The sequence below is a fragment of the Clostridium sp. KLE 1755 genome (genome assembly GCF_000466465.2).
GTDB classification, from domain to species: Bacteria; Bacillota; Clostridia; order Lachnospirales; family Lachnospiraceae; genus Eisenbergiella; species Eisenbergiella porci.
In genome coordinates this window covers 1-21,673 of sequence record NZ_KE992677.1, presented here as the reverse complement: position 1 = coordinate 21,673, position 21,673 = coordinate 1, and the positions used below count along the sequence as shown (strand labels likewise).

Sequence of the window (21,673 nt, the reverse complement as noted above, 5' to 3'; positions counted from 1 at the left end):
GCCGCCTGTTGCGGACGAAGGGCGGTTCTTCTCCGGGCATCCACTCCCTTCCGAGAGGCCGCCTTCTCCTGTCGGAGGTTCACACCCCCATTATTTTTTCATTTTGGGTTTGAAAATAAGGGAGGCAATGTAGCCGAAGATAAGCGCGGCGGCGGTCCCTACGGCGCCCGCCTTGAAGCCGCCGGAAAACAGGCCGAGAAAGCCCTGGCTATCTACTCCTTCCTTGACCCCCTTCATCAGGGTATTGCCAAAGCCCAGTAAGGGAACGCTGGCGCCGGCGCCGGCAAATTCCTGGAAGGGTTCGTACAGGCCTATGGCGCTGAGCACGGCCCCTGTACATACAAGAAGAACCATGATACGGCCGGGCATGAGCTTTGTTTTTTCCATGAGTATCTGGACGAGGGCGCAGATAAGGCCTCCCACCCAGAATGCATTAATATAATCCATTTTAATAATCCTCCTACTGGTTTTGCGGAGCAAATGCGAGTCCTCTGACGCGCGTGTACAAATCTTTTATTCCCGCGAGCAACGAGCCAAGTAGCCATGCTTGCATGGATATTTGGCGACTGCCGCGAGGGTCAAATACCCCTTTTCTTGCAGCGGGGTATTTGATTGCGGAAGCGGGGCTTTCTGTGATTTGCGTTCAAATAGTTTTTTCTACGCTGTAGTATGAGGAGTTTTGCGTTAAAATATTCTTTTTGGCAAAAGAAAAAGAAGCAGCGCGGGAAATTGATTTTAGCCGTTCTGCTTCATTCATTGTTAAATTATTTAACACAGGCTTCGTACAGGCTGGAAAACCATCCGGCCTGTACGAAGCCTGTGTAATTTTAATATAAAATTCCGTCGTAATATTTCAAAAGAAGGGTAACCACGCGGCTGTAGCTTTTCATGCCGTCCTCCACTCCGTTGATTTTCAGCGTCGCTTCAGTGAACTGATTGGAGGCTTTTTTTACGGTTGCAGTCTGGATCACGGCCTTTTCTTCCACCTTTTCCCACGCTTCTGCAGTGAGGAACAGGTCGTCGCTGTAAACGCTTTTCGCTATTTCCGGATGTTCAAAGTACTTGGATGCCTTATGGTTAATGGAATCACGGAACTCATTTTCCACATAGTTAAGTACGCTCATGTAGCCGCTGTACTGAAAGAAGATGTCATCGGAGTTAATACAGGCCAGAAAGCCGATAAAATTGGCTTCGTCCTCGTAAATGAAGCCCTTCAAATGGGCAAGTTCATGGCAGATAGTGGCCGGCTTGTTCACGATGTACATGCGTTTATTATAGTTGGCTTCCATTGAAAACGGGAAGTAGTAGCCCATCATATGTTCCTGGCTGAGGAAATCAGAGGAATGGATGGTCTTGGCCCTCGGATAATAGCCGGACAGCTGGTCGTACTCCTTTCCAAGCTCCTGCATGGCGGTAATCGCGCCTGCGGTAATTTCGTCATTATATACAAGATAGCCGGTATCGTCCCGTTCCATCTCGACAGTCAGTTCATTCAGCTTTTCCACAATATGATCTCTTACAAGGGCAAGCTCCTTGTCAGTATAACCCCGCTCTGTTTTTTCGGGCATATATTTTTCATCAATGGGAGAAGCATGGTAAAGAAGAAAGCAGTTACACGTCATAATCCAGAAAACCGCAAGCAGAATCCAGGCAAAAGCCGTATAGAAGCCTTTGCACACCCGTTTCAGCCATTCCCTTCTCACAAAAATCCTAACAGCCGCCAGAAGCACCGCTTCCAGCAGAAGCAGCAGACCAAAGGCTATCATCCACTCTCCCACGGAAAAAGGAAAGACGGACATCAGTCTGCCATAGGTATTAATGGACACCGGAAATATAAACCGGATATGCCAGTCACAAAACGCCGTACAGTTCCATGCCAGAATATTGATTACAACGATTGCCGCAAACAATGCAAACCATATTTTCTTCTTCAAAAATCTCATCCCCCGCTCACCTGGCCTGCCGGCAAATCAAATGTCTTTCCCGGCCTGTCAGGCTGTTTTTTCCCCTATTTATACTATACCTGCGGGGCGGTTTCAAAACAAGGGAATCACAGAAATGCTAGAAAGAGTTAACAGTCTATTAACAAATCTGTAATGGAAAATTTACGTAACCAAATGACATCGGGGACTGAACAGTTACAATTTTACGGTAAGAAGAGGATAAAAACTTGACAAAACAGATCGTATATGTTCCTGCGTATTGACAAAATAAGGGGAATTTTATCTTTCAGGAAATGGGCATAAAAAACGGGGCGAAAACGGTTCGCCCCATAATTATCATGGTGTTCATTCTTTTATTTTTGAAGACGATGAACGGAATGTGCAAGGATTAATTTTACAAACCACCAGAGCACAGTTCATCACAATTAAAAAACTCATAATTTGCAGTGAGTTTATCAATATCTTCTCCCCATTCTGCATAGCCTGCCCCAAAGCAGCAATACTGCCACATGGGAATTAGAACCATAGAAGCAATCTCCCTGCGGTAATCCTTAAAGCAGCGTTGCCACGTATAATCTTTTACGCCATGCTTCAACAGGCTGTCATAATAATGTTTTACAAGGTCAATCTGTATCCTTTCCCTGAATTCATCGGGAAAATTAACTCTTGTCAGGTGAGCTAAATCCTTTCCAAATAATCCCTGTCTATCTGTGGATTTGCAGACATCATTTTTTTATATACCGGATCCCCTTGCCAAAACATATTTTTCCCCCATTCACCTTATACGGCTGATTGCATGTTACCTGTTTTATGAATCAGCCCCGGACATAAGCGCCGCCTCCCCGGCCTTCTCCGGCAGCTGCACCAGGATTACCGCCGCAAAAACAAGAACACATCCGAATATTTCCTTTAGATTCAACGTCTCCCCCAGAATCACCCAGCCGGCCAGCACAGACACCACGGATTCCAGGCTTAAAATCAGCGAGGCCACGGTAGGATCCAGGTGCTTCTGCCCGATTATCTGCAGGGTATAGGCCACGCCGCAGGACATAACACCTGCATAAAGAACAGGGACTGCGCCGCTTACCAGCCCGCTCCAGGTCGGTTCTTCAAATAGAAAGGCGCCGATTGTACAGATAATCCCCGCCACAAAAAACTGGATGCAGGAGAGCTTCACGCCATCCGTCTTTGGTGAAAAATAATCAATCACCAGGATATGGATGGAAAAAATCACCGCACAGATAAATACAAGCACATCTCCCCGGTTCAGGCTGAGTGTCTCATTGACACAAAGCAGATACATTCCTGCCGCGGCAATCGCCGCCCCGGCCCAGACAATTCTTCTCACTTTTTTCCCAAAGAAAAGTCCCATAATGGGAACAATGATAATGTAAAGAGTGGTAATAAATCCGGCCTTCCCCACCGTGGTATACTGTATGCCGATCTGCTGGAACATACTTGCCGTGCATATGGCGAGACCACAGCAGACGCCGCCAATCAGCGTGATCTTCCGTCTTTGTTTTCTCTCCTCCGCCGTTTCCTTACGTGTCTCTGCCTTCTTCTGTTTCTGCTCACGGAATGCAATCAGAGGCAGAAGAACCGTGCCTCCAATAAGGCTTCTTGCACCATTAAAGGTAAACGGCCCCATATAATCCATCCCTACGCTCTGCGCCACAAAGGCCACACCCCAGATGGATGCCGCAAGAAAAAGGAGCAGACTACTTCGGTAGCTGTGATCTCTGCTGTGACCGATCTGTCCGCCCCTGCTGCTTTCGCCGTTTTGATTCATTTATATGTACCTTCTTTCCCGAAATTTAGTCTTTCTGCTTCAGAGCGCGCTTGAAAAATCATTCCCGCTCTTCAGTCTGTGATATATCTGAACATTGTCATAATCCGGCGCAAATTCCTCTACCGCCTGATAAATCTTCCTGATTGTTTCCACGCTTTCTTCCAGCTCCTCTGCCGCTTCCTCCGGACTTTTCCCTTTTACAAGCTTCCTGCAGGCCAGCTTGATAAGCAGAAGAATTTCCCCTTCCTGTTTTGCCATTTCTTCTATTTCTTCCAAAGCCTTACACATATCCGTTTCCCCTTTCCCGCTGTCTGCGTCTGCTTTCCACCATCTGTCCGCATGAAGAAGCGCCTTCAGCATATCGTAAGTATCCGGTGGAATATGTCTGAACACTTCACTGTTTTCCTGTATATACTCCTTCATTCCCGTTCCATCGCCGGCCATCTTCAGCAATGAAAAAATAAGCTTCCAGTCCGTACGGAAATTATCCGGTTCCGCATTTTCCGGCTGTATTAAATTGAGCCGGTAATTTGAAAGATACGGGCGCATGTCCTCAAATTCCTCCGGAATATCCATCATGTCCAGAAGCTCCATCGGCCCATCCCACGGTGTTGTTCCGTAATAAAGGCACAGCGTTACCACCGGCACGAGCCTGTCCTCAGGGAAAAAGCCTGATAAAAACTGAGCGCTGTTCTGATAGTCTCCGTTTTCCCGATGCCTTAATGCCGCCTGCTCCACCTGGCTGGTATAGCTCATGGCATCGTAGAGCATTTCCCTTACAGGCATAGCATAGTGTGCCTTGTCCTGCCCTTCCACAGCGAATATGGCGTACAAGGCATTTCCGCATGCCTTCCGGACCGCATCCCTGTATCTCTTAACAGTTACCTTCCTGCCGTCCTTATCCGCAAAGCTGACAATCGCTTCCCCTGGCAGGCTCTCCAGGCTGCCGGCCTTCAGCACCTGTTTCCCGCCAAACAGCGATCCATTGAACAGATCACAAAAATGGGCCGGATTCTCCAGAAATCTTTTTACTGCCGAATCTTTTTCTTTCTTCATACAAGTATACATTCTCCTTAAATCTTGTTGGTAAATCCAAAAGATGTATACTTTATACAGGTTATATTATAGACATATCCCGTCGAAAAAGCAATTCCTTCGGATACCAAATATAAAAAATGGAATCAATGGCTGATACAGCCGGATGAGTAAATAAGAATTATGAAATATTTATAACTGTTCAGTACCCCTCACAGTTACAATTATTTATACCATATATCTGGAGAATCCGAAATAGTAATTATTCACAAATTGTAAAAAGTGCAGAAGAAAAGGCAACCATTCAGTTTTTTCACAGTAACCGGAAAAGTTTACGCGGCCTCATGTGTTTTTTAACTGTATAAAGGATTCCTTTGCAGCATAAAATAACGTTACAAAGGAATCCTCAGAAATACTGTTAAGTAAAAATTCACAGGGCAAAGTGAGCGGACAGGTCGGATACGATCTGGCGGATTCTTTTTCCTTCGCAGAAAAGGATCACGTCCGCATATTTTTCATATAAAGGAACTCTCTCTGCATAAAGCTCCTCCAGCGTCTGCCCGTCCTTCAGAGCCACGCCACGCTGTTTCAAATCGCCCAGCCGTCTGTTGATTTCCTCACAGGAAAGCTGCAGATAGACTACTGTGCCGATCTGTTTTAAGTGTTCCATGGCTTCTTTTCCATAGATTACACTACCGCCGGTGGCAATTACGCAGTGCTTCGCCTCTATCCGGCTGTTCACATCATTTTCCACCTGAAGGAAGCCGTCCAGCCCTTCTTCGGAAATGATTTCATGCAGCAGACGGCCGGTTTCCTCCTGGATAACCAGGTCGGAATCCAAAAAATGATAGCCCAGGCATTTGGCCAGAACAACGCCGACCGTGCTCTTGCCTGCGCCGGGCATTCCAATCAGTACAATGTTATCTTTTGTATTCATATAAATTATCCCAGGTACGCAATTACTTCCACTTCACAGAGAACGCTCTTGGGAAGCTCTTTTACCGCAACACAGCTTCTTGCGGGCTTTTCTGTAAAATATTTCTCATATACGCTATTGAATGCAGCAAAATCTGCCATATCAGCCAGGAAACAGCTTGTCTTAACCACACTGCCGTAATTTACGCCTGCTTCTTCCAGAATGGCTCCGATATTCTTCATTACCTGTTCTGCCTGGGCCTCGATGCCTTCCGCTTCAATCGTACCGTTTGCCGGATTAATCGGAATCTGGCCGGATGCAAACAGAAAATCTCCTGCTGCTATCGCCTGTGAATAAGGTCCTATTGCCGCAGGTGCTTTATCGGTCGCTATTTTCTTTAACATAATATTTTCCTCCTTTTATTTCAGCTGCTGTCATGTGAATCAATTTCACTTTTCCAATCATACCATCAAATTTCGTGTCAGGCAAGAATCATTGTGGTCAAAAATCAGCTATAATTGAGGTATTCGTAACCCTGGAATACAAAAGCTTTTGCACATTTTCTTATTCGTCAAAAGCTACGGTTACATAGAAGCCCCTCTCATTTTCAATGACGGCTGTTACGTCTCCTTCCTTTGACAACAGTTTTTCCCGGAAGGGATAGTTCCCGGACATGGCAAGGGAAGGGTCAATGGTATAATAATAGTTGCTGGGAAGGACTCCTTCCGTTACCGTTACATGGTCGCCTTCCTTTAACAGGCCGGGCCGTTCCATTTTAAATTCCATTGTGCGCATTGCTTCATCCTTCTTTCCTGAAACTGCATTTCCTGTAATCAACGTTTCCTCTTCGGCCGTTATGTTACAGCTAAGCCTGTAGCCGATCCGTAACTGCAGCCCCCCATGACAAACCGCCTTTATTGAAGGACGGAAGTTTGGGCTTAATTTATTCTGTGTCTCCCCGGTTTCGCACGGGAGCCGGATACGGCTGAACTGCAATGCTATTATACTGCCGCCGCATGTGATTGGCAATGTCTGTTCCGCGTGCTTTGATGCTCAGCCTGCCGGTTTCTCTGTTATCCCCCAAGCCCAATCTGCCACTTCCTATACTTCCATAACACACCGCTGTCGAACAAAATTCTCCCATGTCATATGTATTATCGCATAAAAGTAAGGTTTCCAAGCACACCATCATACAATAACATCGGGGCCTGCAGCAATCAGCAGCCCCCGATGCACATACACGTACTCTTATAAAAACTAATCTATACCGGACTTTCCAGCACTACCCCATGGGCGATTCCCGGAACATTCTGTCCCTCATTAAAGCTTGTTTTGCTCAGAAGCGCTCCTGTAGGCGCAAATAATACACGCTTCCACACGCCCTCCTCCAGCATTTTCAGGACATAGGCGGACAGTGTCACTGCCGAACAGCCGCAGCCCGAGCCTCCGGCATGGGTATCCTGTTCTCCCGCATCGAAAATTTCAATGCCGCAGTCCATATGCTGGCCGGAAATGTCTATTCCTTTTTTATTCAGCAGGTCAATTAATACGGTCTGTCCCACTTTTCCCAGATCGCCTGTAATGATTTTATCGTAGTAATCAGGCTGCCTGCCGAAATCCTTCAGATGCTGCTCAATGGTATCCGCAGCGGCAGGCGCCATACAGGCCCCCATGTTCATGCTGTCCTTCAGTCCGTAGTCCACGATTTTCCCCGGCGTAAGACCGGTGATTTTGGCCCTGGCCTTCCCTGTTTTCTCCGCGCCCAGCAAAAAAGCGCCGCTACCCGTCACGGTCCAGGTCGCCGAAAGAGGGCGCTGGTTACCGTAGGCAAGAGGAAAACGGAACTCTTTTTCCGCACTGGCAAAGTGGCTGCTGGTGACACATGCCGCCTTATCCGCAAAGCCTCCGCTTATAATCATCGATGCCAGGGTCAGGGAAAGGCCGCAGGTGGAGCAGGCCCCGTAAAGGCCGAACAGAGGAAGTTCATAGTTCACCAGGCCGAAGCTGGTGGCGATTTCCTGTCCCAGCAGATCCCCTGCAAACAGGTAACGTACCTCCTGCGCCCTCCAGCCTGCTTTCCGCAGGGCGGTGCCCAGGGCCTCCTTCTGCAGGGTGCTCTCCGCATCTTCCCAGGTCTGGGCGCCGAACATGTCGTCCTCTCCCACCAGGTCAAATAAATCGCCCAGCGGCCCTTCCCCTTCTTTTTTCCCCACTATGGAGGCGCTGTCTATCATGTATACCGGTTTCTGAAGGCTCACGCTCTGCTTGCCCAGAATCGGGGAAACCGGTGTTTCTTTCCTGTCTTTTTCCATTTTTACCGCATTCCTTTCTGTCTGGTCTGCAGTTATTATTTGGTTATTTTAAGGAAAGTATGCAAACATAAGCCCATGGAAAACCAGAATTCTTTTTTTCATAAATTTTACAGACAGGGTAAAGGAAAGGAAGCCGCCAAAAAACGGCGGCTTCGGATTGTTTTTCCTGCGTTATATTTTCACTGCCCCTTAAACCTGCACCAGATGAATCAGTTTTCCCTGAAAATCGCCCCACATCCCGGCGACCTGAAGACCTGCATACATCAGCGTATCTCCGCCGAAGACGCCGTCTTCTCCCTCGATACGATACTTTTTATCCGGGTGCAGCCCTCTTAAGAATACTCTCCTGCTACGCTGGCCCGTACGGCCTTTTACCTGGATAAAAGTTACAAGGCTCTCCGTTCCGTCCTTGGATACCACCTGCCAGCTGTCATACATCTGATTTTCAGAAGCGGATGCCAGACGGAAATAATCGCCCTCTCTCACCAAATCATTATACTTATGATACATGGCGGTCTGCGCCGGAATCTGTTTCCTGTCCTCCTCCGGTATACGGGTCACATCCAGTTCATAGCCAAAGGTGCCTGCCAGCGCCACATATCCCCTGGTTTCAAAAGGCGTCACCCGTCCCACCGCATGATTGGGACAGTCACTGACATGCGCGCCGATGGTAGACAACGGATAAATCAACGCCGTTCCCTCCTGAATCGCCAGCCGTTCGATGGCATCCGTATCATCCGAGCACCAAATCTGAGGACTGTAATACAGCATGCCCGCGTCATACCGGGCGCCTCCGCCTGAGCAGTTTTCAAGCAAAATATTCGGGAACCTGGAAACCAGGCGCTCCTGCAGTGAATAAACGCCAAGCATATAACGGTGGGACAGCTCTCCCTGACGATCCGGCGGCAGCGCCGCACTCCCCAGATCACTCAGCGGCCGGTTCATATCCCATTTCACATATTCGATGTTGGCAGAGCTTAACACCCGTTCCATCATCTCCCATACACCGTCCACTACCTCGCTGCGGGAAAAATCAAGCACATATTGGTTGCGCGCCCTTCCCGGGGTCCTGCCCGGCACTGCAATCGCCCAGTCGGGATGCTTGCGGTATAAATCAGAGTCCGGAGATACCATTTCCGGCTCAAACCACAAACCGAATTTCATTCCCAGCCTGTTGATTTCCTCCGCCAGGCCGGACAGGCCGCCGGGCAGTTTTTCTTCATTCACCACCCAGTCGCCCAAGGCGCAGTTGTCACTGCTGCGGGCGCCGAACCAGCCGTCGTCCAGCACGAGCATTTCAATTCCCAGTCCTGCCGCTTCCTTTGCAATGGCAAGCAGCTTTTCCGTATTAAAATCAAAATAGGTTGCTTCCCAGTTGTTAATCAGAATGGGGCGTTTTTTATCTTTGTATGGGCTTCTGATAATATGCTGTCTTATAAAATCGTGATAGTGCGCCGTCATTCCGGAAAGCCCTGAGGCAGAATAGGTCAGCAGCGCTTCCGGAGCATCAAAGTGCGCGCCTGCTTCCAGCTTCCAGCAAAAATCCACAGGATTAATGCCCGCCTGCAGTCTCACAGAATCATACTGGTTGACATCCGCCCGGAATTCATAATTCCCCGAATAAACCAACTGTACGCCGTATACTTCACCGGTATCCTGTGTGGTATTGGGGGTGACCAATGCAATAAATGGATGATCCTGGTGGCCGGATTCCCCCCGTCCTGATGCGACACCCTGCATCCCGATTCCAATCTTCTGCCTCTGGATATGACGCTCTCTGGCCCAGGAGCCGTGCAGGGTAATCGCTTCAAACTCACGATTATCCATATCCATGCACATGGAGGAAACCTTTGTCAGCCAGATTGTGTTTTCACTGTTATTTAGTATAGACACATGCCGCGCAATTACATCCGTGTCCTCAAAAACAGAATAGCTGAGCACTGCGGTCAGGTTAAGCACGCTGTCTGTGCAAAGCAGCTCCAACGTAAAGCACCCCTCCGGCTTACCGTCCTTTCCCGTCTTTGCAAAGGAAGCAGGCAGTCCCGGAATTTCTTTTTTCCCTGTAAAAATTTCATGCGAGACATATGAAAGGCTGCAGGCTGTATGGCCGGCCTGCGTCTTTACCCTGAAAGCGGCTTCCCGATAGTCGCCTGTTCCGTGTCCCGGATATTCCATCGGGAAGGAATCCAGGAAGGATACCCTGTCTCTTGCATTCACCGAAGGCACATAGGGCGATTCTTCTGTTCTGAGCAGATATGTCAGATTATGATCCTCCAGTTTTTTTCCATAATAAATGTGCCCAATAAAATTTCCCTCATCTGTTATCCCGATCAGATAACTGGTATTTTTCGTATCCAGCTTAAAAATTCTTTCTTTTTCAAAATATGTAATTCCCATACTTTTCTCCTTGCCTTCCTTCATTTTAAATATCGGATGGATGCCTCATTTCCTGCCTTGCCTGCCATTTTTTACACCTCTCCTCCTTCCAGCACCTTCATCTCAAACGGCTCCATCCTCATCGGTATTCCCCTGAAATCAAATTCCTTTGCTGCTTCATCATTATTAAACAGAAAGGTGAAGCGCTTCCCCTTGCCTTCGCGAACCGTCACTTCTACACGTTCCGGCAGATTCTCCACGTAGGGAATATCCGTCTGACGCAGCATCTCTTCCGCCAGCCTGCGGCAAAGCCCGGGCAGCCCTACCGTTCCGATATAATAAACGCATCCCTTCCCATAGGAATTTTTCGTTACCGCCGCCTTCCCTGCATAGAAGTTCTCCCCATAGACCGCCAGGGTTTCTGCGCTTTCCGTTCTGATTATATCACACCAGCGCATACCCTGGTAATACTGACCATCCATTATTACCGGAATTTTACGATTGCCGACAGCATCATATTCTTCCACCCAGCAGCCTGTCATATCTGAATAACCGGCCGGCAGCGGCTGCATAATACAATTATTATGCTCATCCTTCACTCCGCTGCGGGCCGTCAGCAGTACAATGCCGCCGTTTTGCGCAAATATGTGCAGCTGGTCTGACGCCTTTTGGGAGCGCACATACATCGCTGGCGCAACAACAATGCGGTATTTCCCCAAATCTGCCTCCTGGTCAATAATATCCACATTCACTCCGTAATGGGTAAATGCACTATGAAAAGCCTGCATCTGTTCCAGATAGTAAGCGCCCTCCGCCTGCAGCTGCAGGCTAAAAGCATATTCACTTTCAAATCCGCACAGCAGCGCCACCCCGGACCGGATTTCGGTTCCTTCCATATGCTTCAGATTTTTCACCGTCCGGTACAATTCTTCAAATTCCGCATATCGCCTGCCAGGCACATTGCTGTGATCGATCAGGCCATGCCAAAACATCTCGGCGCCGCCTACTGCGCTGCGGAAACGGAAATTAATGACCGCGTCCGCCCCATGGGCAAATGCCTGCATACCATAGCCTTTGATCATTCCCGGCTTCACCGTAGGCGCCATAGGCATCCAGCACCCCGGCGTACCGCTCAGCTGCTCCATAATCCAAAAGTTTTTTTGCTTCACGCCCCGGATGAAATCCAGATGAAAGGCGTGAGAATAATATCCCTCTTCCGGCAGCACCGTCGCAGGATAATTATCATAAGAGCAAAAATCCAGCTTGTCAAACAGCTTATAAAAATCCGGCATATGATCACAAAACCAGGTATTGGTGGTAATCGGAGTCTGCGGAAAATACTCCCGCAGCAGCCGCTGCTGAAAATTCACATAATCTATCGTACTGTCCGACATAAACCGCTGATAATCCAGCATATAGGCCGGGTTATACTGTGTCACAGGGCGATCTCCCAGGGGCGGATGAACCTGGGACCATGCAGAATAGCTTCCGCTCCACACCTCATTATGATACGCCTGGTTGACAGCCTCCAGGGAACCATATTTCTCTTTCAGCCACTCCCGGAATTTTTCCGCACAGCTGTCACAGCAGCAAAATCCGGCTTCCACTTCATTATCTATCTGCCAGGCTGCCAGATTGGCCATATTCTGATAGTGCTCTCCCATTTTTCGGACAAACTTCTCAACGAATCCGCGGTACGCCGGCGCATTATAGCACCGGTGCCCCCGTATTGCGGGTTCCTGCCTTTTCCCGTCTCTTCCTGTCTGCAGGACTTCCGGATATTTTTCATACAGCCAAAGCGGAGGGCAATTGGTGGGCGTACACAAAATAACCTCAATATTCCTGTCTTCAAATAATTTTACCGCCTCATCCAGCCAGGCAAAATCATAGACGCCTTCCTCCGGTTCCATTTTACTCCAGGCAAACTCCGCCATACGCACCAGACTGACACCGCTTTTTTTCATTAAATCTGCATCCTGCTCCCACAGGGATTTATCCCAATGTTCCGGATAATAATCCACGCCTGTTTTCATTTGAAGTCCTCCATCTCAATATTCTTTTAATTATATCTGTTGCTGTAAACATATAAACCAGGAACGCCCGGCGGCTGTTCCTGAAAATATTTTAAATAACTGCAAAATATGCTTCCTTCCAGGTGACAAGCTATATTATATCACTTGTCTGCCCGGAAGGGAGCATATCATTTAGTACGCCTGTGTACCTCCTTATGTAATATAACCATATCCATAGCGCCTCGTTTTTCAGGCAATTACCCGTTACCCTTTCAGGCCGGAGAACGCAATACCTTCAATCAGATATTTTTGCGCAACACAGTAAATCAGCACCATGGGAAGCAGTGAACAAACGGTTCCCGCCATAATCAAACCATATTCCGCGCCATATTCCGTCCGGAAAGCGGCCAGGCCAATCTGTATTGTTTTCAGCTTATCCGTATTCAGGTAAATCATCGGGCCCATATAGTCATTCCACATGAAATTAAAGGTAAAAACAACCAGGGTAGCCAGTCCCGGCTTACACATGGGCATTATGATCTGAGAGTATATTTTCAGCTCCCCGCAGCCGTCGATCCTTGCCGCCTCGGACAGTTCCATCGGAATACCAAGCATGAACTGCCTGAGCAGGAACACTCCAAAGGCGCTGAAAAGATTCATGAGGATAATGGACCAGTGGCTGTCATAAAAGCCCATATTTTTGATGATAATGAACTGCGGGATCATGATGGCATGCCAGGGAACCATCATCGTTGCAAGATAGCACAGGAAAATCTTGTCTCTCCCCGGATAATCCATCTTTGCAAAGGAATAAGCGGCCAGGGAGCAGGTTACGACCTGTCCGACCGTAACGATTATGGACAGCTTAATCGTATTCAGATAATAGGTGAGGAAATTTACCCTTGTCCACACCTCCTGGTAATTGGACCAGCGGAAGACCTCCGGAATCCATTTGATAGGATATTCAAAAATTTCCCTGTCATATTTAAAAGAGGATGACAATGTCCAGAAAAACGGGACCAGCATGGTCAGTCCGATTATCATTAATATGACAAACAGCAGGGAATGCTGTATACGTACTTTTCTTTTATATGATTTTGTCAGCATGCTGAAAGCTCCTTCCTTTTACTGCATATAGGTAACCCATTTTTTCTGTCCCCTGAACTGAATCAGTGTAATGATCAAAATAATAATAAACAGGAAATAGGCCATAGCAGATGCATAACCGAAATTAAGGTATTTAAAGCCTTCCTGGTAAATCCGGTAAACCAGCACATTGGTCGCCCGGCCCGGTCCGCCCTCCGTCATTATGGAAATCAGATCGAATACCTGGAAGGAGCTGATCAGCGCCAGTATCGTAACCATAAACATGGTAGGTGAAAGCATGGGCAGCGTGATGTGGAAAAATCTTTTCAGCCCGTTTGCCCCGTCAATTTCAGCGGCCTCATACAGCTGCTTCGGTATGGACTGGAGCCCGGCAAGAATGATAACCATGTAGTAGCCGGCCTGTTTCCAAATGGCAACGATCATGACTGACACCAGCGCCGTACTGGAGGAAACCAGCCACTGAGGCGGATTGCTGATCCCGATATGGCTGAGGAAAAGATTCAGCGGCCCTCTGGTCGGATGAAAAATCATGGCCCATACAATACCGACTGCAACCATGGAGCTGATATTCGGGAAGAAAAACATGGTCCGGAACAATCCTGTCCCCTTGATCCCCACATTCAGCGCCACCGCAAGGAGCAGGGCAATAACGATGGTACACGGCACCGTAACGCCGGTATAAACCAGGTTGTTTATAAAAGAAACCTGAAAATATTCATCGCTGAACATTTTTATATAATTGCTTAATCCGACAAAATCAAAGGTCTTAAAGCCATCATAATTGGTAAAGGAAATTACCAGTCCCATAATAATGGGAATTCCCATAAAAATTAGAAAACCGATAAAATTCGGCAGGATAAAAAGGTAGCCCTTCAGCCATTCTTTTTTAAATTTTTTCTTTGGCACAGCTGCATTCTTAGCCATTTTCTCACCCTTTCCTGAAAAAGGGGAGCAATTCCCGCCTCAACGGTTACCCGCTCCCCTTTTGTCACAGTTTATCTCTTACTTGCCCATCAGATCCGCTCTCTGCTGCAGGAACTTATCCATAGTTTCCTCAATGCTTTTTTCTCCCAGCAGGTAAAGCTCGGCATTTTCCTTGTAGATATTAAGAATCTGGTCAAAGTTGCTGGATGCCGGAGATTCCTGGACCTTTTTCGCATTGAAAATTACGGATACGGAATCCTTTCCCACGGCTTCCTTATAAGCTGCTTCCGCACCTTCATCCGTATAAGCATGTACCATTCCGGTGCTCGCATAAATGGCAGCGCCTTCCGGTCCGCACAGGTATTTCAGGAAATCAAAGCTCTCCTCCGGATGTTTGGTTGTAGAGGTGATTCCCGCAAACTGGAACTGTCCCCAGGTGGTGCCTGGTTCCACGCCGTCCGGAATAGGCATCGGGGCGATTTCCCAGCTGACATCTGTTTTCCCTGCATTAATATCGTTGAGAAGCATATTGATCATCCATTCACCCTGAGGCATCAGCGCTACTCTCTTGTTTTCAAAATCTGCAAGATACTGGGTATCCGTAGCCTTCATTTCTCCAAGGCTCATATGGGATTTGTCCACATTGTACAGCTGGTTTAAAAGCTCCAGGGAATCCTGGACTGCGGTAACATCATCCGCATTCACATACACGCCCTGCTGTGTGGCCATGAACTGTGTATGCCAGTCAACCCAGTAACCGCCCCACTGTTTGTCAGGGCCTTCCCCTGCGGTGAGCTTTTTGGCCATCTCTGCATATTCCGTCCAGGTAAGCTGCTCCGGCATCTCAACGCCCGCTTCTGCAAGCAGGTCGGGATTATAAAACAGCATCCAGCAGGTGGTCCTTGTGGGCAGGGCAAAAATCTGTCCATCGGGATAACTGGAATCCCACATAGCGCCGTATTTGCTGATATCCAACTCACTGTTTTTCACCATCTCCGTCAAATCCATCAAAGAACCGGTATCCCTGTACTGCGTCACCTGCGCGAGCCCCCTGATATCAACGATGTCCGCTTCATCTCCGGCCGCCATCATAACCTTTAATTTGTCATCATAGCTGTCATTTGCAATACTGATCATTTCCACATGGACGCTGTCGCTCTGTGCATTGTATTGCTCAACTACCTTGGAAATATAGTTTTCTTCATCACTCCAGATATAGAATTTAAGGTTTGTCTTTTCACCGCCCTTTGTATCTGCCGCCGCAGTATCCTGCGCCGCTGTACCTGTGCCGCTGTCAACCGTACCTGCGCTTTCTGTTTTTCCACCGCAGCCCGCAAGCAGACTGCATGTCATTACTGCCGTTACTGCCATTGCCAATACACGTTTGAACTTCATTTCAATTCCTCCCTGATACTATTTATTTGTCGTGGAACTTATTGACACGACTTAGTATATATGTAAACATACCCAGTGCAAAGGTTGAAATTTTATAAACCTTTGTGTATATTATACTAATAGAGTGATCGTACATTTCGCATTTTGTACATATGCGGGGAGGATTTATAATGTTTTATGCGCTTTTTATTCTTCTTTTCATCATATTTTTTATGCTTTACCAACATCACAGGGAACATCATACCATTTCCTTTACCCTTGTTCTTGTTTCTTACTTCTTTGCCATTATTGGGATGATGATCTATTTCTCCCGTGACGCCTATTACTACAATGTGATAAAGAACTATTTCTATCTGCCGGATCCTTTATGGCGTAAATTATTTTTCCTGCCCATCTCCCGTTTTAACGTCATACGTATCATGAATGTTGCAAGCCTGAGCATTGTCCTGGCCAGCGTATATTTTGCCCTGAGCTTCCACACGCCCTTTACTCCCAGGACAATAAAGCTCACAAAAATCGGAATCTGGATTTATCTTATGCTGCAGCTGCTTATTTACGATCCTTCAGTTAACATCCGTCTCTATTATCTGCTATACCCTTCAGTTATGGGATCGCAGCAGTTCTATGATGCGGAAAAAGTTATTTATCTCATCACACGCAGCGGAAATAACCTGCTTATGCTCTTCAGCGTGATTATCCTGTTTGTATCGTTCTATCATTCACCGCGGATACAGCTGATCCGCTATAACTTTTTACTGATGGCGGTCTGCTTTTTTACGCTCAGCATCTTTTATTTTACTTTTATCTCAAGAACGCCTTCGTTCCTGCTGCGCATTTCCAAGCTTGCGGATTCCTATTATTTCTGGTATATAAATCTGGGCAGCAATGTAATATTCTACAATGTATTTCCTTTTGTGCTCATTATTTTCCTGCTGCTGATATGCTACAGCCTTTATAGGCTCTCCCACATCAGCCATCAGATTGATGTGGAATCCTTTGAAATATCCAAACAGATTGACGCCACGGAAACCACCTCCAAGGTATTCTGCCATTACATAAAAAACGAACTTCTTGCCATACAGTCGGAGCTGGAGCTGCTTCCCGCCATGGAGTGTCCCGAACAATCCGTCCAGGAAACCATACACCGCTGCGAAAAGCTTTACAGCCGGATTGATGAAATCCATAAAAGTACGAAAACCGACGAGCTGCATCTGATAGATATTGATTTGAAAGAACTGCTGGAACGCGTCCTGGAGGCCTTTAAAGAGGAGGCCTGCCATATAAAAATCTGCTGCAACTTTCCTGATTACCCTGTCATCGCCCTGGCAGATCCCGTATACCTGGAGCAGGCAATCCACAATATCGTCGGGAACGCCATCGACGCCATGATGGAAAAAAGCAGCCGGGACGGCGAGGCTGACAGCCGGCTTCTCACCCTCAACCTGCGCTATACCGACGACTGGATACACCTGGAAATACAGGATACGGGCACAGGCATTTCACAGAATAATATTAAAAAAATATTTACTCCCTTCTTTTCCTCCAAGTCCACCTCCAGGCACTGGGGAATCGGCCTGTCGCTCACCTACCGGATCATCCAGGCGCATGAAGGGAAAATTGAGGTGCACAGCGTCCTGGGCAAGGGTACCTCCTTTCAGATACTGCTTCCCAAAATAACACAGATATTTAATGAAAAAAGGAGTTTTCATGGAAAATAAGATAAGGGTGCTCATCGCAGAAGATCTGGAGCCTATCCGGAAAAAATATGTATATTATCTGTCCCAGTGCGCTGATATCGAACTGGTAGGCAGCGCAGAAAGCGGAAAAGAAGCGGTTGAAACCGCCCTGTCAGCCGTTCCCGATGTCATTCTGATGGATATAGAAATGGAAACAAAGGATGCCGGGATCCGTGCTTCCAGGGAAATACTCGCCCATTATCCTGACATTAAAATCATCATCCTCACCGTGTATGAGGATGATGAACTGATTTTTTCGGCCTTCCAGCTGGGGGTATGCGACTATATGCTGAAGAACTCCACCAATGAGGAGATTATATCCGGCATAAAGGCGGCATACGAAGGCCGCTCTCCCATCCGTCCCGAAATCGCCGGTAAAATCCGAAGTGAATTTAAACGGGTAAAGACCTATGAAACCAGCTTCCTTTACATGCTGAACCTTCTCTCCTCCCTCACCGTAACCGAACTGGATACCCTGTATCTGCTTTCCTCCGGCCATACAAGGGCTGATATCTGCGCTATCCGGCATGTGGAGATGTCCACCGTCAAGTCACAGATACACAGCATCCTTCACAAATTCAAAAAGAAGTCCATCGCGGAAATCATAACCTCCACAGAGGATCTTCACCTGCTTGAACTGGTCATCAAAAACAGGCCTGACTAATAATGTGTGTAACAGTTCACCCTTTGGCCGAACTGTTACTGCATCCGCCCATTAAAAGTCGCCTTCGGCGAGGGGCGGATGCCTGCTGCCACCACGTTTTCTCACGGTTTGCGCAGTGAATGCGCAAACCTGCCTGCACTGTTACAAATGTGCTGCCGTTCAGCCCGAATCTACTATACATCCTTCCCGCTTTTATTGTATAATAGTAAAAGCGTTCCTCCAACCGGGGCGCGTTCTAATGACAGAGGGGGATTACTCAAATGAAAAAGAAGTTCTTTGCCGATGAAACCGGTTTCTACCGCCAGATTTTCAAGCTGGTTCTGCCTATTGTTATCCAGAATCTGCTGAGCGCCGCCGTCAGCTCGGCGGATATCGTCATGCTCAATTATGTGGGGCAGTCGTCCATTTCCGCCGTTTCCCTGGCCTCCCAATATGCCAACATCCTTTTCATGGTGTATTACGGGCTTGGCACGGGAGCCACCATGCTGTGCGCCCAGTATTTCGGCAAGGGCGACATGCATGCCATTGAGGTGGTGGAAGGGATTGCGCTGCGTTTCTCCATCGTGATTTCACTGGCGTTCGCGTCCGTGGCCCTGCTGATTCCCGAACTGATGATGAAGGTTTTTACCAACGATCAGGAGCTGATTGTGCTGGGAGCCTCCTATCTGCGTTTTATGAGCATCACCTACCTGTGCTGGGGTATTACGGAGGTCTATTTGTCCGTGCTTCGCAGCATCGGCCGGGTTACTGTGAGCATGGCGCTCAATATTCTTGCCTTTTCCCTTAACATCCTGCTGAATGCCGTATTTATTTTCGGTCTTTTCGGCGCCCCCAAACTCGGCGTTATGGGTGTTGCCATTGCTACTGCAACCTCCCGTATTGTGGAGCTTGCCTGCTGTTTCCTTGTTTCGTTTTTCAGCAAGGATATTAAGCTCAATTTCAGGTTTATGTTCATCCGGAACAAACTTTTGTTCCAGGACTTTGTAAAGCTTTCCCTGCCGGCACTGGGAAATGATGTGAGCTGGGGCGTCGCTTTTTCCACCTATTCCATCATCATCGGCCACCTTGGCTCCGATGCGGTGGCGGCCAATTCCTTTGTAATCGTAGTGCGTAACTTCGGCACCATCCTCTGCTTCGGAATCGCCAGCGCAGGCGGAATTCTGCTGGGAAAGGTAATCGGTGAAAACCGTCTGGAGGCCGCAAAGGAGGATGCGAAAAAACTGATGAAGCTCACCATTCTCAGCGGCGCGCTGGGAGGCCTTCTGATTCTGGCTGTAACGCCCTTCGTGCTCAGATACGCCACGCTTTCGGAAACAGCCATGCATTATCTGAAATACATGCTTCTCATCAACACCTACTATGTCATGGGCGCCGCCGTCAACACCACTCTCATCGCCGGCGTTTTCCGGGCGGGCGGCGACAGCCGGTTCGGTTTTGTCTGCGATACCATTGATATGTGGTGCTACGCCGTCCCGCTGGGCTTTATTGCAGCCTTTGTGTTCAAGCTTCCCGTCATGTGGGTTTACTTCCTGCTATGTACGGATGAATTCGTCAAATGGCCATGGGTCCTGAAGCATTACCGCAGTGAAAAATGGCTCAACAACATCACCAGGGACAACCTGTTTGAGGAAAAGGCCCTGCAATAGCCGTGAGCCAGTGCCATCAGGCTCCATCAGCAACAGCCCTCACGTTCCGCCTTATATCGTCAAAAAAAGGGACAGCAAACCGGCATACGCCTGATTTGCTGTCCTTTCCTTATTGATTACATCACGCCCATCAGCTTCAAAATCCAATATATCACTCCCAGCACCCAGCTGGTAAAAATCCCGTACAGGATAACCGGGCCGGCTATCGTAAATATCTTGCAGCCCACGCCGAATACCTGGCCCTCGCTTTTAAATTCGATGGCCGGGGCCGCCACGGAGTTGGCGAAGCCGGTAATGGGAACGAGCGCGCCCGCGCCTCCCCATTTTACAATAGAGGGATATATGTTAAATCCGGTAAGCACCACGCTCATCAGAATCAACAGTAAGGCCGACCAGCCGCCGGAGGCCTCTTTGTCCAGCCCCATTCCGGCGCAGGTATTCAGAATCGCCTGCCCTATCACGCAGATGATTCCCCCAACCACAAAGGCCTTCAGCATCTGCAGCCATATATTATGTGTAGGAGTCACCTGCTTGACGTACTCCTGATATTCTTTTTTTTGCTTTTCATCCATAGCCGACATTCCTTTCTGTTATACAGGAAACTGTAGTTCCTTAGAATCTTTGTCAGTATATGGAGATGCTGTAAAAATTATTCGGAGGCGTTTGTTTTTCATAATATCCAATTTGAATAAAAAACGGCCCGTGCCTCTTTTTCCCCTTCATATAGGCATCCGGTCACATGGACGGTGATGTCCTCTGCCCTCTTTCCATCACAGGATAATAAACACAGGCCAGAGGCGTATCCTCCTCTTCCCGCAAAGACTGCACCGCAATTTTCTGCATACGATCTCCCTCCGTTATCTCCAACCGGATGCACTGGTTGTATCCTGTGCCCTTGTCCGTACCAGCCATGTCTGCTCACAATTATACGGATGTGCCTCTGCCGGTATAATCTTCCATAAATCCGGTGATTCTAAAGATATGGAATGAACCCGAATATGCCGCTTGGACGGCAGAACCGCAGGAGGTTAAACATGAGCAGAAAACGAAAAATAATCGGCGGCATCCTTTTGCTGCTGTTTCTCTGCATAGCAGGCGTTTTCATTTACCTGAAAGCAGTCATTCCTCCGGGCGAAGAATGGCTCGCATACAACAGCGGTAAAATCACCGCGGACATCGACCGCCAGCTGGAGGATCTGGATATTGATACCCTGATATCCGAAAAGGAAAGCCTAGTTCTTGAAAAAAACATTGATGAGCTTCAGCAGGCAGTGGGCCAGGGGAAGCTGACCTATGAAGAGCTGGCCGCCATCTGTCTCTACCGCATTAAAACGCTTGATCAGAGCCGGCATGGCTATAATTCCGTAACGGAGGTCGCTGCGGATGTTCTGGAGCAGGCCAGGGCCTGTGATACCGCGCGAAGCGCTCTCCTCCAATCAGGCATACAGTTCCCGCCTTCTCCTCTGTTCGGTATTCCTGTATTGCTTAAAGACAATATCAATACCGCGGATATTCCCACAAGCGCCGGGGCCGAAGCCTTTTCCACCTTCCTTCCCAGGGAGGACGCCGCCCTTGTCCGCACGCTGCGGGAACAGGGCGCTGTCATCTTAGGGAAAAACAATCTTTCAGAATTTGCCAATTACCTTTCCTCCGTCATGCCCTCGGGCTACAGCGGGAAGGCCGGCCAGACCGTCAATCCCTTCGGCCCCCTGAAAATCTCTCCCTCCGGATCCAGCAGCGGCAGCGCCGTATCTGTTACCGCCAACCTTGCCCCTGTCTCCTTCGGGACGGAAACGGCAGGATCCATTTCCGGGCCTG

General features: G+C 48.2%; 19 protein-coding genes. 4 read left to right on the top strand and 15 right to left on the bottom strand.

Annotation, left to right across the window (positions count from 1 at the left end; translation table 11 throughout):
- Positions 1-90: 90 nt before the first annotated feature.
- The 14 genes from HMPREF1548_RS06925 to HMPREF1548_RS06860 all read right to left on the bottom strand — a co-directional run bounded on the left by HMPREF1548_RS06925 (position 91) and on the right by HMPREF1548_RS06860 (position 15,809).
- On the bottom strand, positions 91-447 hold the full coding sequence (locus HMPREF1548_RS06925; RefSeq protein WP_021635186.1) for a SpoVA/SpoVAEb family sporulation membrane protein: 357 nt from the start codon (positions 445-447) through the stop codon (positions 91-93).
- 380 nt (positions 448-827) lie between these two features.
- Complete coding sequence (locus HMPREF1548_RS06920; protein WP_035321445.1) at positions 828-1,934, bottom strand: DUF3810 domain-containing protein; 1,107 nt, start codon at positions 1,932-1,934, stop codon at positions 828-830.
- Between the two features lie 403 nt (positions 1,935-2,337).
- Positions 2,338-2,469 (bottom strand): hypothetical protein, encoded by a 132-nt coding sequence (locus tag HMPREF1548_RS30430; protein WP_278337084.1) that lies wholly within the window; start codon positions 2,467-2,469, stop codon positions 2,338-2,340.
- Positions 2,470-2,751: 282 nt separating this feature from the next.
- Positions 2,752-3,732 carry a DMT family transporter gene (locus tag HMPREF1548_RS06915; protein ID WP_021635180.1) on the bottom strand — a complete coding sequence of 327 codons (981 nt, stop codon included), beginning with the start codon at positions 3,730-3,732 and terminating at the stop codon, positions 2,752-2,754.
- Positions 3,733-3,771: 39 nt separating this feature from the next.
- Positions 3,772-4,788, bottom strand: coding sequence for a hypothetical protein (locus tag HMPREF1548_RS06910; protein WP_021635179.1), 1,017 nt, complete (start codon positions 4,786-4,788; stop codon positions 3,772-3,774).
- A 409-nt stretch (positions 4,789-5,197) separates the two neighbouring features.
- On the bottom strand, positions 5,198-5,704 hold the full coding sequence (locus HMPREF1548_RS06905; RefSeq protein ID WP_021635178.1) for a shikimate kinase: 507 nt from the start codon (positions 5,702-5,704) through the stop codon (positions 5,198-5,200).
- Positions 5,705-5,709: 5 nt separating this feature from the next.
- The gene (locus tag HMPREF1548_RS06900; protein ID WP_021635177.1) at positions 5,710-6,087 is read right to left on the bottom strand and encodes a RidA family protein; all 378 of its coding nucleotides are present in this window, start codon (positions 6,085-6,087) and stop codon (positions 5,710-5,712) included.
- 160 nt (positions 6,088-6,247) lie between these two features.
- Positions 6,248-6,520 (bottom strand): hypothetical protein, encoded by a 273-nt coding sequence (locus tag HMPREF1548_RS06895; RefSeq protein ID WP_330415708.1) that lies wholly within the window; start codon positions 6,518-6,520, stop codon positions 6,248-6,250.
- Between the two features lie 425 nt (positions 6,521-6,945).
- Positions 6,946-7,995, bottom strand: coding sequence for a stage V sporulation protein AD (locus HMPREF1548_RS06885; RefSeq protein WP_021635175.1), 1,050 nt, complete (start codon positions 7,993-7,995; stop codon positions 6,946-6,948).
- 189 nt (positions 7,996-8,184) lie between these two features.
- Positions 8,185-10,392, bottom strand: coding sequence for an alpha-galactosidase (locus HMPREF1548_RS06880; protein ID WP_025490696.1), 2,208 nt, complete (start codon positions 10,390-10,392; stop codon positions 8,185-8,187).
- 71 nt (positions 10,393-10,463) lie between these two features.
- Positions 10,464-12,404: a beta-galactosidase gene (locus tag HMPREF1548_RS06875; RefSeq protein WP_021635173.1), complete on the bottom strand. Its 1,941-nt coding sequence runs from the start codon at positions 12,402-12,404 to the stop codon at positions 10,464-10,466.
- Positions 12,405-12,647: 243 nt separating this feature from the next.
- On the bottom strand, positions 12,648-13,490 hold the full coding sequence (locus tag HMPREF1548_RS06870; RefSeq protein ID WP_021635172.1) for a carbohydrate ABC transporter permease: 843 nt from the start codon (positions 13,488-13,490) through the stop codon (positions 12,648-12,650).
- A gap of 18 nt (positions 13,491-13,508) precedes the next feature.
- Positions 13,509-14,414 (bottom strand): carbohydrate ABC transporter permease, encoded by a 906-nt coding sequence (locus tag HMPREF1548_RS06865; protein ID WP_021635171.1) that lies wholly within the window; start codon positions 14,412-14,414, stop codon positions 13,509-13,511.
- A 78-nt stretch (positions 14,415-14,492) separates the two neighbouring features.
- Positions 14,493-15,809 carry an ABC transporter substrate-binding protein gene (locus HMPREF1548_RS06860; RefSeq protein WP_021635170.1) on the bottom strand — a complete coding sequence of 439 codons (1,317 nt, stop codon included), beginning with the start codon at positions 15,807-15,809 and terminating at the stop codon, positions 14,493-14,495.
- A 170-nt stretch (positions 15,810-15,979) separates the two neighbouring features.
- Between HMPREF1548_RS06860 and HMPREF1548_RS06855 the strand changes: the two genes are divergently transcribed.
- From HMPREF1548_RS06855 to HMPREF1548_RS06845, 3 genes are all read left to right on the top strand, one after another.
- Entirely contained in the window at positions 15,980-17,527 is a 1,548-nt protein-coding gene (locus HMPREF1548_RS06855; protein WP_025490693.1) for an ATP-binding protein, read from the top strand.
- Positions 17,517-18,209 carry a response regulator transcription factor gene (locus tag HMPREF1548_RS06850; protein WP_035321434.1) on the top strand — a complete coding sequence of 231 codons (693 nt, stop codon included), beginning with the start codon at positions 17,517-17,519 and terminating at the stop codon, positions 18,207-18,209. The genes HMPREF1548_RS06855 and HMPREF1548_RS06850 overlap by 11 nt, the downstream gene beginning before the upstream one ends.
- A gap of 260 nt (positions 18,210-18,469) precedes the next feature.
- Positions 18,470-19,855: an MATE family efflux transporter gene (locus HMPREF1548_RS06845; protein WP_021635166.1), complete on the top strand. Its 1,386-nt coding sequence runs from the start codon at positions 18,470-18,472 to the stop codon at positions 19,853-19,855.
- 116 nt (positions 19,856-19,971) lie between these two features.
- Here the strand turns inward: HMPREF1548_RS06845 and HMPREF1548_RS06840 are convergent, their stop codons facing one another.
- A complete protein-coding gene (locus tag HMPREF1548_RS06840; protein WP_025490691.1) occupies positions 19,972-20,427 on the bottom strand; it encodes a SpoVA/SpoVAEb family sporulation membrane protein in 456 nt (151 codons plus the stop codon).
- Between the two features lie 462 nt (positions 20,428-20,889).
- On the opposite strand from HMPREF1548_RS06840, the gene HMPREF1548_RS06835 reads away from it, so the two are divergent.
- Positions 20,890-21,673, top strand: a 784-nt coding sequence (locus HMPREF1548_RS06835; protein ID WP_035321433.1) for an amidase family protein, incomplete at its 3' end; no start/stop codon positions are given.

Bases quoted from the DNA above. Each gene is read 5' to 3' on its own strand.
- HMPREF1548_RS06925 (WP_021635186.1), bottom strand. From the start codon at position 447: ATGGATTATATTAATGCATTCTGGGTGGGAGGCCTTATCTGCGCCCTC.
- HMPREF1548_RS30430 (WP_278337084.1), bottom strand. From the start codon at position 2,469: ATGGTTCTAATTCCCATGTGGCAGTATTGCTGCTTTGGGGCAGGCTAT.
- HMPREF1548_RS06915 (WP_021635180.1), bottom strand. From the start codon at position 3,732: ATGAATCAAAACGGCGAAAGCAGCAGGGGCGGACAGATCGGTCACAGC.
- HMPREF1548_RS06910 (WP_021635179.1), bottom strand. From the start codon at position 4,788: ATGAAGAAAGAAAAAGATTCGGCAGTAAAAAGATTTCTGGAGAATCCG.
- HMPREF1548_RS06905 (WP_021635178.1), bottom strand. From the start codon at position 5,704: ATGAATACAAAAGATAACATTGTACTGATTGGAATGCCCGGCGCAGGC.
- HMPREF1548_RS06900 (WP_021635177.1), bottom strand. From the start codon at position 6,087: ATGTTAAAGAAAATAGCGACCGATAAAGCACCTGCGGCAATAGGACCT.
- HMPREF1548_RS06885 (WP_021635175.1), bottom strand. From the start codon at position 7,995: ATGGAAAAAGACAGGAAAGAAACACCGGTTTCCCCGATTCTGGGCAAG.
- HMPREF1548_RS06880 (WP_025490696.1), bottom strand. From the start codon at position 10,392: ATGGGAATTACATATTTTGAAAAAGAAAGAATTTTTAAGCTGGATACG.
- HMPREF1548_RS06875 (WP_021635173.1), bottom strand. From the start codon at position 12,404: ATGAAAACAGGCGTGGATTATTATCCGGAACATTGGGATAAATCCCTG.
- HMPREF1548_RS06870 (WP_021635172.1), bottom strand. From the start codon at position 13,490: ATGCTGACAAAATCATATAAAAGAAAAGTACGTATACAGCATTCCCTG.
- HMPREF1548_RS06865 (WP_021635171.1), bottom strand. From the start codon at position 14,414: ATGGCTAAGAATGCAGCTGTGCCAAAGAAAAAATTTAAAAAAGAATGG.
- HMPREF1548_RS06860 (WP_021635170.1), bottom strand. From the start codon at position 15,809: ATGAAGTTCAAACGTGTATTGGCAATGGCAGTAACGGCAGTAATGACA.
- HMPREF1548_RS06855 (WP_025490693.1), top strand. From the start codon at position 15,980: ATGTTTTATGCGCTTTTTATTCTTCTTTTCATCATATTTTTTATGCTT.
- HMPREF1548_RS06850 (WP_035321434.1), top strand. From the start codon at position 17,517: ATGGAAAATAAGATAAGGGTGCTCATCGCAGAAGATCTGGAGCCTATC.
- HMPREF1548_RS06845 (WP_021635166.1), top strand. From the start codon at position 18,470: ATGAAAAAGAAGTTCTTTGCCGATGAAACCGGTTTCTACCGCCAGATT.
- HMPREF1548_RS06840 (WP_025490691.1), bottom strand. From the start codon at position 20,427: ATGGATGAAAAGCAAAAAAAAGAATATCAGGAGTACGTCAAGCAGGTG.